Genomic DNA, 13,311 nt, shown 5'->3' with positions numbered 1-13,311 from the left:
CTTAAAAAGATATACGATATGAATAAAAAGATATTCTTATACCTCGCAATATTCGGCAGTATCTCAGTGCAGGCGCAGGAACGATGGTCTTTACGCCAATGCATAGACTATGCCATCGAGCATAACATCAGTATCCGCCAGACAGCCAACGCTGCCGAACAGAGTGCTGTCGAAGTAAATACAGCCAAATGGGCACGACTGCCGAACCTGAATGCCAGTGCCGGCCAGAGCTGGAACTGGGGACGTACGCAAACAGCCATCAAAAATGAGGATACGGGAGACTATTCCACTGTATACGTCAACACCAGCAGCCACGGCACTAATATGTCTGTCAATACCAGCATACCTATCTTTACCGGTCTGGAAATTCCCCACCAGTATGCATTGGCCAAACTAAACCTCAAAGCTGCCATTGCCGACCTGGACAAAGCCAAGGAAGACATTGCCATCAATATAGCTTCGGCCTACCTTCAGGTGCTGTTCAATGAAGAGCTCCACCAGGTGGCGTTGGGACAAGTGCAATTGAGCAAAGAGCAATATGTCCGCATCAGCCGGCTTGCCGACTTGGGAAAAGCCTCTCCGGCAGAACTGGCAGAAGCCAAAGCACGTGTGGCACAAGACGAGATGAATGTAGTGCAGACAAACAACAACTATAAGTTGGCCCTGCTCGACCTTAGCCAGCTTATCGAACTGGAAACACCGGAAGGGTTCAATCTGGAATCTCCGGCAGTCAATCTGGATTTAGTCCCTCTCACTCCTCCGGATGAGATATTCCAAACAGCCATGGTGAGTAAGGCTTCCATACAAGCTGCACAGTTCCGCTTGGAAGGCAGTAAACACAATATCCGTATTGCCCAGAGCAACTACTACCCGCAACTGAGCCTGAACGGTAGTCTCGGTACGAATTACTATTCTACCATCGACCGTACTTTCAGCCAGCAGATGAACGATAACTTCAACAAATATGTAGGATTCAACCTCAGCGTACCTATTTTCAACCGTCTCTCTACCCGTAACCGGGTACGCACGGCACGTCTGCAACGTGAAAACTATGCCTTGCAATTGGATAATGCCAAGAAGACACTTTATAAAGAAATCCAACAAGCATGGTACAACGCCGCTGCTGCTGAAAGCAAATATACCAGTAGCCATACAGCCACCGTTGCCAGCGAAGAGTCTTTCAAGCTGATGAGCGAAAAGTATGAGAACGGAAAAGCAAATGCCGTAGAATACAATGAAGCAAAACAGAACCTTATGAAATCCCAATCAGACGAATTGCAAGCCAAGTATGACTATCTGTTCCGTACCAAGATTCTGGATTTCTATAAGGGAGAACCGATTGAATAAAAAAAGAAGTATAATTTTAGTTGTTGTGTTTGATTCTCCCCTCTCCCTGCCTCCAGGCTGACAAGAGGGGAGTTTTTTGTTCTTCTATCTCCTTTCCGAAGAGCGGGAAGAGCTACTGCCGGTAGAACTGCGGGTAGTGCTTGAAAAGCTGCTGCGACGGCTTTCGGAACTCCGTACGCCGGAAGCATTTCTTCTTTCCTTGCTTGCCGTCTTTACCCTGCTACGGCTGGGGCTCTTATCATTATTTTTAGTTCTTGTGGTTTCTATTTTCTCTTTACTCGACTTTCTGCCACTATCCACACTACTACGTCGCGTACTGCTGTTACGTGTACCTGTGCTAATGCGATTATTACTACCGTTACTACGTCGCGTGGTATATACATCATCCCTGCCTGCCGGACGCTTATGCGAATTAGGGCGGATGTTCACCGAACCGAAATCTGAACGGCGGCTGGTGTGGTACGACTTATCATTTCGAATACTCCACGAACCGGTATAGTGCGGATGATGGTAACGACCGCGATAATAGCTGTTGTGATAGTGCGTACGATAATGCCCACCGCAATATGTACGGTAATGATACGGCCGCGGGAAATAGAAATGATTATGGTTGGTGTAAGTGATGTAAACCCTAAAAGACCAACGACCACCACTTACATAAACCGGACGGTAAAAATAGGCGGCCTGCATGAAACGGCCGTACTGCCGGTTATTCAGCACCCATCGAAGGTCGTCATTGCGCACATCCAGATAATCGTAATAGCGATTCAAGGCCCATTCCTCCCCCCGAAGAACGTCATCCATCAGATAACGTATACCGGAAATGAAATCATAGTTTATTTCGTACACGTCATTATACTGTTCTGTACTCAGGTTCAATTCATAGGCCATCTTGTCCGTAAGAAAGCGGGTCTCTTTACGCACTTTGCTGTTGCTCATTGCCGCACTACAAACAGCTGTACTCATCATAGCGGCAAAAAATATAAATATAATCCGTTTCATAACCCCTCCTTTTTTTAGTTATTCTTCTCATGATATTGTTTGATGAAGGCATTTATCTCGTTCTTGTCCGACGAGAAGGTCAGCTTGTCTATCGCATAATAGAAATTCGGTTTATCGGCTATTTTAGGATAAATCTTCTTCATCAACTGTTTCTTTTCACTGTCGAAACGATAAAAATCCATCAGACGGATACACTGGTCAGTAGTGAACCAAGAGGTCAGCAAGGCATGGTCGAGCACTTCCTTACGGTCTGAATCGAAACTCTGTTTTTCCATCAGCCCCATAAACTGTTCGAAGGCAGATGGTGACATCACCGGTTCATGCTGCTCGCCTCCTAACGGTCTGTCACCGGGTCTGCCAGGCTTGTGATGATTAGAAGTACCCCAGTTTCCACCAGGTCTTTTGTCCTCTGGAATGAAAATATCTTCCACTTCATTGATGGAGCAATGCACACGTTCATCATATAGGAGTTTTCCTCTTCGGGAATTCTCCCCACGGGATGGCGCTTCATAAACCTCTACCCGACAACTACCACGCAGATTGGCTACAAAACAACTGAAAGTAGGCAGGCAAACCTGCTGTCCGTCGACCAGTACCACCACTCTACGATATGGACTTTCTATACGGATTCCGTCTATGGGCGCCGCTTTTATTGCGGGAAACGCTACCAGAACTAGACAAACACTTAATATCAAATGACGTATCATGACTTTTCTTTTTTTATTGTACGACAAAAATAGGGAGAGGAAATTCCCCTCCCTAATGATTGTCTCTATTTACAAGTAGGGAAATTCCTAATGACTGGGACTAATTCCTAATCCTGATTCCATCTTCCTCCAATACAACCAGATGTTTTTTGTACAAATCTCCCACAGCCTTTTTGAAGGTTTTCTTGCTGACACCGAAAGTTGCATAGATTTCTTCTGCCGGACTCTTGTCATTCAAAGCTATCCGTCCGCCCTGTTCACGGATATAGTCCAGCAACGTAGCTGAGAAATCTTCTACTTTAGCCTGCCCCGGTTTTTGAAGCAGCAGGTCTATCTTGCCGTCTTCGCGTACCTGCTTCACATAGGCTTTCATCCTCATGCCCGTGTGCAGTGGCTGAAATATCTCGCTCTCATATAGCAAGCCGCTATATTCATCGTTGATGATCGCCTTGAATCCCAAATCCGTCTTCTGCCAAATCAGGATATCCACCTCCTGCCCCGACTCATAGGCGGCCTTCTCTTTGGAAAGATAACGGTCTACCTTGGCCGATGCCACGATACGATAGCTTTCATCATCCAAATGGGCATGAACCACATACTTCTTTCCCACCTGCATCTTCATTTTCTGTTCGCGGAAGGGGACGAAAAGATCCTTCATCAATCCCCAGTTAAGGAAAGCACCATACTGGTTTATCCACGCCACCTCCAAGCAGGCAAACTGCCCGACCTGCACTAACGGTGTCAGAGTAGTGGCTACCAGACGTTCTTCGTTATCAAGATATATAAAAACGTTCAGTTTGTCTCCCACCTTACAGTCTTGGGGGACATAACGCGACGGAAGCAGAATTTCACCTTCTTCGCCACCGTCCAGATACATGCCGAAGGCTACCTCCTTCACCACTTCCAGCGTATTGTACTTTCCTAACTCAATGCTCATAGTTTCTTACTTATCTTCATTTTCCCAACAAAGATAAGTAATTTAGGTACAATACAGCAGTTCGGAAAGAAGAAATAACTTTTTGCTCTAAAAGATAACTTTTTTCTATGAACAACTCTCTTCAAAAAGGGTTATCTTTGTATCGTGACAATCAGCAAGAAAAGATATTACTCACCTTTAAATAAAAAAGATTATGGAATTTCTGACAAATGACAAATTGACAATCGTCGGCGCAGCCGGCATGATCGGTTCAAACATGGCACAGACTGCAATCATGATGCATCTCACTCCCAACCTATGTCTGTACGACCCTTATGCTCCCGGACTGGAAGGTGTGGCCGAAGAGCTGTTCCACTGCGGATTCGAAGGAATGAACATCACATTTACCTCCGATATCAAAGAAGCGCTGACCGGTGCCAAGTATGTGGTATCATCAGGCGGTGCCGCCCGCAAGGCCGGCATGACCCGCGAAGACCTTTTGAAAGGCAATGCCGCTATTGCCGAAGAATTCGGTAAGAATGTAAAAGCCTACTGTCCGGATGTGAAGCACGTGGTTGTCATTTTCAACCCTGCCGACATCACCGGTCTGATTACCCTATTGTATTCCGGCCTGAAACCTTCACAAGTGACCACATTGGCTGCCCTCGACAGCACCCGCCTGCGCAGTGAACTTTCCAAGCACTTCGGCATCGCCCCCGACAAAATCGAAAATTGCCGTACCTACGGCGGTCATGGTGAACAAATGGCTGTATATGCCTCTACCGCCAAGGTGGACGGTAAACCGTTACTTGATATCATCGGTACCCCTGCCCTGACTAAAGAACAGTGGGTCGAAATCCAGACTAAGGTAACCAAAGGCGGTGCCAACATCATCGCCCTCCGTGGACGTTCTTCCTTCCAGAGTCCGGCATACGTCTCTATCGAAATGATAGCTGCAGCGATGGGTGGCAAACCGTTCCGCTGGCCTGCCGGTACATATGTACACAGCCACGGCTTCGACCACATCATGATGGCAATGGAAACTGAAATTACCAAAGACGGTGTACACTATAAGGAACTGAACGGCACGCCCGAAGAAGAAGCCAAACTGAAAGAAAGCTATGCCCATCTCTGCACACTTCGTGACGAGGTGATAGAAATGGGAGTACTGCCTGCCATCAAAGACTGGCACAGCATCAATCCGAATATCGACTAATTTCTTCGATAGCAAATGATTTTTAGAAGTAAGGTGTCTCGCTCCATAGAGCAAGAGGCACCTTTTTTAGATATTTTTCCTCAAAAAGCCTTGCGGTATAAAAAAAACTCTTTATCTTTGCACCCGCAAACGAAAAAGGTGCCATAGCTCAGTTGGTAGAGCAAAGGACTGAAAATCCTTGTGTCCCCGGTTCGATTCCTGGTGGCACCACTTTTCAAAAGCAATCGGAATGTAGCGCAGTTGGTAGCGCACTACGTTCGGGACGTAGGGGTCGGGCGTTCGAGTCGCCTCATTCCGACAGAAGGCGACAAACGAGCAAAATCGGTTGTCGCTTTTTCTTTTTCATCCTTGTAAGTCTCTGTAAATCTGCGGAAAATCTTAAATACTTCATTCTCATTTTCTGTTCGATAATCATCTTTTTCCTTATCGAAGTAAATTCCACTTGGAAAGACTAAATTCTGTACTTTTTGCCTATCCACAAAGTTGCTATCATTCCATAAACTACCTAATTTACAAGACATTTCAATCGTTTGATTGATATATTTCATCATGTTCGATAAATTTTTCCCTGCATCTTCAAGACCTCTTTTGACCTCTGCTAATCTTGAATTTAATTCGCCCATAGTAGCCGTATATATTTCATTATTGATTTCCCCTAAACCCAACCTTACTTTGACTGCATTAATTTGATTTTCACACTCTGTTTTTCGTTTTAAAAGGACTTTCTTTGTTTCACCTTTATTTTGGTTGTATTCTTCAAAAACCTTTCTTAAAACGTCTGTGAGTATCGGAATATATTCATCTGGTATATTATATTCATTCAAAAGATTGATATATTTCTGATGCAACTTTTCTGTACTGTGATTACTCTTGCATCCTTTCTTATTGCATTTATAATAATCCTTCCCACGTGCTTTCACTGTGTATCCAGTTAAATAGCCACCACAGTCTGAACAGATGATATGCCTTTTCAATGGAAATGGCTCTGTTATTTTTTTATGTTCATATCCAGTATTAGATATGCCATTCACTTTATTAAAGGTAGCCTCATCAATTAATATCTCTTGATTACCTTTTATAATTTCATCACCCAACAAACTATGCTGTATATACCCACAGTAAAATGGATTATGCAGAATTTTATTCAAATGTTTTCGGTCAATAGATAACCCTAATTCCTTTAACCGCTGAACTATTTCTATATCCCCAATCCCCTCTGTAGCTTTCCAGATAAAAGCATTACGCAATATTCTGCCCGTTTCATTTACTGTAAGAATATGGTCTTTTTCAACCTTTACTTTATTATACCCTAATGGCGGTTTGGAAAACCAATTACCCTTTCTTAGACAATCAGTCATGCCAATAACAGCTTTATCCCTCCTTAAACTATTTTCAAATTGATTAAAAAGAAAAATTATATTCTCCATGAATGTACCAGCCGCACTATCTGGGTCGGTTGCTTGCGTTGCTGAAACGACATAAATGCCTTTTGCTTTTAAATATGCCTTTGTCATTATACCTTCTGGACCTGTACGACTAAAGCGGTCATAAGAAGCAACTAATATTACATTAATCTCCTTATCTTTAGCCACTTTTTCAATCATATCACGATATAGTTTTCCCTCAGTCTGTGCACTCTCATTAGTATCTCCAAAGTATTCTTTTATACGAATACCTTTACAGGCTGCATATTCATCACAAATTCTTTTTTGAGACTCCAGACTACCGTTGTTGTCTGCTTGCTTTCCTGTTGAAACTCGTGTCCAGACAGCAGCAACTTTATGTTCCAATTTGGAATACTCTATTATTTTCTCCTTGCTCTTTTTCTTACTCATAAATCAATAAATTAAAGGTTAAACGTAATAACACCTAATGTATAGAAAAACTCCAGTATCTTTTTTTGTTCTTCCTTGTCCCAAACACCTATTGCTTGAAATTTCTTATCATAATCATTCAATTCATCCTCGTTAAACATTTATTATAAAGGATTATTTGCCATGCCATTGCACAACTTATTCTTACACATTCATGCAAAAATCCACAAAACAGGGAAGTGCATGTGCATGAATGTGCTTCCTGTTCCTAACTTGTTACAATAAGATTGAATTTGAAGTATTTTTCGTGGTGGATTTGCCTGTCCTTTATGCAAATATACGACTTGTAAGCTATTTTACCACTACATTAAGTTAATTTACATTAAAGCAGTTAGTTTGCGAAGAGTATTTACACTCGTACCCGTTAATTTAGCTGTATTTCGGAGTGAATAACCTCTTTTAAGCAGTCTAATTTCTTCTGCATATTCTTCTTTCATGGTTTCATTGCTTTTACTATATCCTACTTTTCGTCCTACCTTACCGCCATTGTTACGAAAGTTCTGGTAACCACTTGCAACACGTTCTCGAATGGTCTTACGTTCCATTCGTGCTACTTCGGCAAGTATCGTGATAAGAAACTGGCTCATAGGATTGATTTCTCCCTCTGGAGTAAGCGTTTCAATATTATAATTTTGAATGAATACTGAAACTCTATTTTGATTGAGTATTTCTATAGCTTGCAAAACTTGTAAAGTATCACGTCCAAGTCTGGACAATTCGGTTACCAGTACCTTATGTATGTTGTGTGAATTGATATAGTTTATCATATTCATTAATTCTATGCGTTCAGTATTCTTTTTCGCTCCAGATACCTTTTCTGCAAATATAGCCTCAACCGTCCAGTTGTTTGCTGAGGCTAATGTCTGCAAATCATTTATTTGACGTTCATAGTCTTGTGTTCCGTTGGTACTGGAAACTCTTGCGAAGATAACTACTTTTTTCATGGTGTTACTTGTTTATGGTGCAAAGATAGTGATATATATTTAATATAAATCATTTGCAGCGTTAAATAAGGCTAGAAATATGGTAAATATTAAATATTTATCATTTCTTTGTCAGATAAAAAATAGATAAAATGAGAAATAAGCAAGAAAGGACGGTTATTCATGTAGAAATATCTGGACTTCATTTCTACTTTGGTTCTTTAACTGCCGTTTATACCAAATTCACTCCAGAGCAACTTGGTGTAGCATTGGGAACATTACGAAATTACCGAGTGACAAGTGATAAACCGTATCAAAACAGTAAATGTATTATCCGAAAAGGGATTTTGGTAACAGTACAAAAATCTGTTATCTAAGTATCATCGTTTGATAGGAATTGAGTATCTTTGCAATGGTAATCATAAAAAGATAAGCCTATGGCATAAAACAGATAAAAGACATATAAAATAAAAAAGCGTTAGCTTGTATTCTTGCTTTTCAGAAAATCGCCAATTTAATGAAGCAACCAAGAGTAAAAGTTGATGCTCACGCTTATGGCGTGGGCTTTTACTTGTTTATGGTTGCATGGTGTTTGGCGATACCTCTGAAAGCGTAGACAAAGTTTAGTCCACGCTTTTTATTTGTCTATACTACAGCAACTTGGACTACAAAGGAAGTTTCTAACAGAAAAACGAATTTGAATGATTACAGTTTCATATAAAGATTTTATTTCTAATAGTGGAAATATCCAACTAGATAAAATAGAGGACAAGTTACGTAATCTTTTTTTGGTGGATAGTAAGATAAAATTGAAAGAAGTAGAAAAAATCTATACCATTGATAATATAAATGATTTTATCCGAGATATATCTTTGTTCTTAAAAGACGAACAAAAATGCAGTGAGGAAAATAATCAAGATATTAAACAATCCCTGCAAGTAGAACAATCTATAGCGGTGGAACAAGAGGATGACTCCGAGTATAATGTTTATAGAACATGGTGGGGAAAAACATTTGCAATATTTGTTGTGGTATGGCTTATATCTATGTTCACTTCCCATGATTGGGGAACTAAAGACTTTTCTAGAAAGTATTCTTTGAGATATAGTGTTTCATATTCAGAAGTTGAAAGAGTAGTTGGATATGATACACCGATGTTTCCTATTCCATACAAAAGATATAAAATAGAATATAATGACGGAAGCGAGAAAACAATCGGATATAAAGTTCTAGGATTAATTTTTATAACAGATGAAATATGAGTGCAATAAATGGAAAAATAATAGAACGGATAGTATATATCCCAGCTAATACTGCCTTTGAATCATTTTCTAAATTTCTTAAATTGAAAAAGTATTCTATCGGAGAATCAAATACAACAACTGGGCACCTTGTTTTTAAAACGAGTTTGGGTGGGTTTAGATACATACTTTATAATGGTAACTATATCTTTTCTTGTGACATAATATCATTTGATGAAAATAGAACAAGAATAAAATTACAAGGTGTATTTAGTTGTGATGCGGAAATAAATTTGTTTGAGTCTCTTTTCAATTCATCTGCAAAATTGGGAGAGAAAATAATTAGAGAATTTGCCAACTATTGTGAAAAGAAATAGGTATATGAAAAGAATTATTTGGATGTTATGTTTATGCAGTTTTTTTATTTATGGCTGTGATAATAAGAAGAAAATTTCAATTTCAACTCCAGAAAAGGATGCTAAAGAAATGTCCGTATATCACAAACAAGTTCTGAAAGGAGAAATGACTATAACTGAATTTGAAAATATCCTTAATTCTAAGGTTAATATGTATATAAATGACGGAAGAGATAGGGATGAGGTTGCACTCTTTTTAGACTTATCAAAAGAGATTATGCGTAATACCGATTTAGAATAATCTTTTAGATTAAAATGATACAAGAAAAAGTGTATCAATAGGTCTTTTATAAGATTAAAATGATACACTTTTCTTTTTGACACACAAACCTCATCAAAGTAATAGATTACGTATCTTTTCAATAGGGTTTTCACTGGTTGAGGCTGACGTCATTGCATGATAGACCGTTTCAAATTTTTTCATTCGTTTTGTTGCCCCACTGCGTGAACTGAATTTACTCCTAACATCTTGCTCCAGCAGTTTCAAATCACCTTTATACTTTTCAAGAATGATTTTCATTGCCCAATTTTCATAATCATCAAAAGTTGTATCTGATATATTGGTTGTGGAATTACCAAAAACTTTGTCAAATTGGATGAGAATAGGGTTAGTATCGGAATTTAGTACACTGGATATTTGGGTATCGGCTAAATTCAAATAGTTCATTATCTTTTTAGGTGTATCTAATGTGATTTCAAATCGAGTTTTTCCTTTGAAATAGTCCATTACTGCTTGTGGTTGTGATAAACGATTTAAGAAGTCCTTATTGTGGCTGGTGCATATCTCTTTTTCCTTATTATATAAGGTGATTGTTTCTACACAGTCTTTGGATTTTACATCTTTAGTGAAAGTTATGCCCTCTTTGTCGTAATGTACCCACTTAAAACGTCTATAGTTATGCACTTGTGAATTAAGAACATCCAGAAGATTATCACTTAGAATAAGGTTTGCATCATAAGTCACATCTACTGATGTAATTGCCCCATTTGATAAGATACTATCTACGTCAATATCACATATATTTAGTTGGTTAATATTGGTTAGACATTCTTTAATGGTATCTTTTGATATTAAGTCTGGATATTTTTCTTTTAAAATCTTGCTTGAAAATTCAAGAGTTAAGGTTTGCTTTATATAGCTGACAGCTACATAAAGGTTATAAGGTATATTTATATCATCTTTAGAACTATAAAATATACCTATTTTCTCTCCACTACGTGAATGGAACATTTCATTAAACTTCACTTTAGTATTAAGAAGATATTTATAGTTGGATTTGATTTTAATTCTATCAAAAGTGATTAATCGTTTCTTTTCATATTGCGATTTCATTAAAAAATTAAAGTTATTCTTTTATTCTTGTGGAAAATGTACTCTGTAGGCTACAATTTCCCCCTTTGATAATGGAGTATATCAAAGGACTATGAAAAGAGAGGGGATTACTGCCCCTCTTTTTCTGTTTTATCATTTAGATTATCATCTGGTTTGACTGGTATAGTCTTCCAATAATTACACATACCTTGTGATATTGCTTGGATATGCGAAGCTGACTTGCTTCTACCTCTTAATAATTGACTGATTTTTGCTTTGGTATCATCTCCAAGATTGCGATACATTCTCTTTCCTATATTATCCATGCTAATTGAATTTATACTAGATAAATAGTAAAATGAAGTAAGAATGTAAAGAATAGTAGGTTGATTTCATAGAAAAAAAATATCTGGACCAAAAAATTTCATTCATAGAACCGTTTGTTTATCTTAACCACACCTAGTAAAATCGTTATTTAAGACAGCGGTTACAGCATTATATCCCTATCTATTAACTAAATATAGAACAAAATTTCATTCAATCCCAAATTAATTTCTATATTACTATACTTGGTGTTTCAAGTCACATAAATCGTCTAAATGCAATGTTCATATTAACTTTTTTCATATCTTCGCAAAAAAAAATGGAAACAGTAAGAGTCAACTATTATCGAGGGAGTTTCTATAGTTGTGAAATTGAAAATAAATCCATCACATGCCCCTTTTGCGGAGTTGTCAATATACCTCAATATATTTTTTTAAAAGAATCAGAGGATAATTCTTCGCTCAATGTATTTACTCAATGTACTAATCCCCAATGTAGAAACATGTTTATTACCCAATTCAAAGGAGGAGCAACATTTGCAAAATTCATAAAAATACTTCCAACTGCACTTCCTTTGAAAAGGACTTTCAGTAATATTATATCTGAATTATCTCCTAATTTTTGTGAGATATATAATCAAGCATACATAGCGGAACAAACTAATCTTATGCAAATTTGCGGTACTGGATATAGAAAATCTTTAGAATTTCTAATAAAAGATTATCTAATATCAATCACACCAGAAGACCAACATGAAACTATAAGAAATAAATTTCTCAATAATTGCATTAGAGACAACATTAGTAACATCAACATTAAGACAGTGGCATCACGTGCTGTATGGCTCGGCAATGATGAAACACATTATACCCGTAAATGGGAAGATAAAGATATTAATGACTTAAAATCAATAATAGAGTTAACCCTCCATTGGATTGAATCAGAAATCAGAACGCAAAAACTTTTAGAGGATATGCCAGAGTTCAGATGAAACAATCTTTTCAAAATCGGTTATAAACTTGTTCGATAATTCGATAGTGTAGCCGACAGAAAAGACTTAACTTCTAAAAGTTAAGTCTTTTTTTGTTTTATTCCTCCTCTCCTCCGGTTTCCCGACCATAAGAGCGATACTCCAATGGAGTGAACCCCGTACGTTTCTTAAACGAGGAGAAGAAATGCTCGGTAGACTTATAGTCGAGCATAAAAGAGATTTCTTTCACCGATAAAGAAGTACCCACCAGCAATTGCTTAGCTTTACGCAACTTCAGCTCTTGGAAATATTTTGCAGGAGCATAGCCGGTATAATCCTTAAATACTTTGCGAAACCAGGAATAACTGATATTCAACTTCATCGCCAGTTCTTCCGGGTCAACATCCTTGAATACATTCTCGTTCATGATGATTTTAGCCTGCTCTATTTTCTGATCGACATCACCCACTTCGAAAATCTTGTTTTTAGAGATGGACAATATCATCCCTATCATATGTAGCACAATACCGGCAAGATATTGCTGGGAAGAAATCTTATCAGCTTCCGCAATTTCCAAAGCGCGAGAGAAAAGTGAAACGAGCTCTTCATTCAACCCCACCTCCAACACCTGATTCTCTTTCGATAGAAAACCACCTTTCACCATATCATCAATCACAGCTCCCTCGAAACCAATATAATATTCATTCCAACCCGTCTGCACATAAGGATAATATGTATGCCACTGACCAGGAAACAGCACCATCAGTCGTCCTTTGCACACTTGCTTCTCTGGCGTGGTCTCCGAGGAGAACACCCCCCTCCCTTTAGTAATATAGACCAACTGGTACTCGCGCAGAATCCGTCCTTTCTGCGCATTGAAAAAATAACCGGTAGGATGATCTTTCAACGGATAAGGAGAATTAGGCTGGATAGACTGAAAGCCCACAGTATTTACCCAAAGACCATATTTTTGGTCCATGTCATTTACAATAAGGTACTTAAACTCTACTCCTAAATCATTATAATTTTTAGTCATAACACGTGCCTTCCATAATAGCTCCGG

The 13,311-nt window shown here is 38.7% G+C and carries 15 protein-coding genes and 2 tRNA genes; 9 read left to right on the top strand and 8 right to left on the bottom strand.

Annotated features, from left to right (window positions below; translation table 11 throughout):
* Positions 1-18: 18 nt before the first annotated feature.
* Positions 19-1,347 (top strand): TolC family protein, encoded by a 1,329-nt coding sequence (locus tag DW800_RS16240; RefSeq protein ID WP_005825078.1) that lies wholly within the window; start codon positions 19-21, stop codon positions 1,345-1,347.
* 84 nt (positions 1,348-1,431) lie between these two features.
* On the opposite strand, the gene DW800_RS16235 is transcribed toward DW800_RS16240, so the two are convergent.
* The 3 genes from DW800_RS16235 to DW800_RS16225 form a co-directional block, all read right to left on the bottom strand.
* Entirely contained in the window at positions 1,432-2,349 is a 918-nt protein-coding gene (locus DW800_RS16235; protein ID WP_057087009.1) for a hypothetical protein, read from the bottom strand.
* A gap of 14 nt (positions 2,350-2,363) precedes the next feature.
* The gene (locus DW800_RS16230; protein WP_005825088.1) at positions 2,364-3,056 is read right to left on the bottom strand and encodes a DUF4476 domain-containing protein; all 693 of its coding nucleotides are present in this window, start codon (positions 3,054-3,056) and stop codon (positions 2,364-2,366) included.
* A gap of 100 nt (positions 3,057-3,156) precedes the next feature.
* On the bottom strand, positions 3,157-3,993 hold the full coding sequence (locus DW800_RS16225) for a S1 RNA-binding domain-containing protein (protein ID WP_005834783.1): 837 nt from the start codon (positions 3,991-3,993) through the stop codon (positions 3,157-3,159).
* 193 nt (positions 3,994-4,186) lie between these two features.
* Here DW800_RS16225 and DW800_RS16220 point away from each other — a divergent pair, with 193 nt between their 5' ends.
* The 3 genes from DW800_RS16220 to DW800_RS16210 all read left to right on the top strand — a co-directional run bounded on the left by DW800_RS16220 (position 4,187) and on the right by DW800_RS16210 (position 5,486).
* On the top strand, positions 4,187-5,188 hold the full coding sequence (locus DW800_RS16220; RefSeq protein WP_005825092.1) for a malate dehydrogenase: 1,002 nt from the start codon (positions 4,187-4,189) through the stop codon (positions 5,186-5,188).
* A 137-nt stretch (positions 5,189-5,325) separates the two neighbouring features.
* Positions 5,326-5,398, top strand: a tRNA-Phe gene (locus tag DW800_RS16215).
* 15 nt (positions 5,399-5,413) lie between these two features.
* Positions 5,414-5,486: transfer RNA gene (locus tag DW800_RS16210), tRNA-Pro, on the top strand.
* Here the strand turns inward: DW800_RS16210 and DW800_RS16205 are convergent.
* Both DW800_RS16205 and DW800_RS16200 read right to left on the bottom strand, forming a co-directional pair.
* Complete coding sequence (locus DW800_RS16205; protein WP_081030645.1) at positions 5,440-7,023, bottom strand: recombinase family protein; 1,584 nt, start codon at positions 7,021-7,023, stop codon at positions 5,440-5,442. The genes DW800_RS16210 and DW800_RS16205 overlap by 47 nt on opposite strands.
* Before the next feature lie 356 nt (positions 7,024-7,379).
* A complete protein-coding gene (locus DW800_RS16200; protein WP_055221832.1) occupies positions 7,380-8,006 on the bottom strand; it encodes a recombinase family protein in 627 nt (208 codons plus the stop codon).
* A gap of 131 nt (positions 8,007-8,137) precedes the next feature.
* Between DW800_RS16200 and DW800_RS16195 the strand changes: the two genes are divergently transcribed.
* The 4 genes from DW800_RS16195 to DW800_RS16180 all read left to right on the top strand — a co-directional run bounded on the left by DW800_RS16195 (position 8,138) and on the right by DW800_RS16180 (position 9,883).
* On the top strand, positions 8,138-8,362 hold the full coding sequence (locus DW800_RS16195; protein ID WP_055221834.1) for a hypothetical protein: 225 nt from the start codon (positions 8,138-8,140) through the stop codon (positions 8,360-8,362).
* A 324-nt stretch (positions 8,363-8,686) separates the two neighbouring features.
* On the top strand, positions 8,687-9,247 hold the full coding sequence (locus tag DW800_RS16190) for a hypothetical protein (protein WP_055221836.1): 561 nt from the start codon (positions 8,687-8,689) through the stop codon (positions 9,245-9,247).
* Positions 9,244-9,603, top strand: coding sequence for a hypothetical protein (locus DW800_RS16185; RefSeq protein WP_055221838.1), 360 nt, complete (start codon positions 9,244-9,246; stop codon positions 9,601-9,603). Before DW800_RS16190 ends, DW800_RS16185 begins: the two co-directional genes overlap by 4 nt.
* Before the next feature lie 4 nt (positions 9,604-9,607).
* Positions 9,608-9,883 carry a hypothetical protein gene (locus DW800_RS16180; protein ID WP_055221840.1) on the top strand — a complete coding sequence of 92 codons (276 nt, stop codon included), beginning with the start codon at positions 9,608-9,610 and terminating at the stop codon, positions 9,881-9,883.
* 93 nt (positions 9,884-9,976) lie between these two features.
* Here DW800_RS16180 and DW800_RS16175 read toward each other — a convergent pair whose 3' ends face one another.
* Positions 9,977-10,975 (bottom strand): hypothetical protein, encoded by a 999-nt coding sequence (locus DW800_RS16175; RefSeq protein ID WP_119958205.1) that lies wholly within the window; start codon positions 10,973-10,975, stop codon positions 9,977-9,979.
* Positions 10,976-11,082: 107 nt separating this feature from the next.
* Positions 11,083-11,280: a hypothetical protein gene (locus tag DW800_RS16170; RefSeq protein WP_119958204.1), complete on the bottom strand. Its 198-nt coding sequence runs from the start codon at positions 11,278-11,280 to the stop codon at positions 11,083-11,085.
* A 317-nt stretch (positions 11,281-11,597) separates the two neighbouring features.
* Between DW800_RS16170 and DW800_RS16165 the strand changes: the two genes are divergently transcribed.
* Entirely contained in the window at positions 11,598-12,269 is a 672-nt protein-coding gene (locus tag DW800_RS16165) for a DUF4145 domain-containing protein (RefSeq protein WP_165859903.1), read from the top strand.
* A 97-nt stretch (positions 12,270-12,366) separates the two neighbouring features.
* Here the strand turns inward: DW800_RS16165 and DW800_RS16160 are convergent, their stop codons facing one another.
* The gene (locus DW800_RS16160) at positions 12,367-13,284 is read right to left on the bottom strand and encodes an AraC family transcriptional regulator (protein WP_117703988.1); all 918 of its coding nucleotides are present in this window, start codon (positions 13,282-13,284) and stop codon (positions 12,367-12,369) included.
* Positions 13,285-13,311: the final 27 nt, after the last annotated feature.

Origin of the sequence: Bacteroides sp. AM32-11AC (assembly GCF_003603515.1) — a bacterium.
GTDB lineage: Bacteria > Bacteroidota > Bacteroidia > Bacteroidales > Bacteroidaceae > Bacteroides > Bacteroides uniformis.
This window is presented reverse-complemented; position numbering and strand designations above follow the sequence as displayed.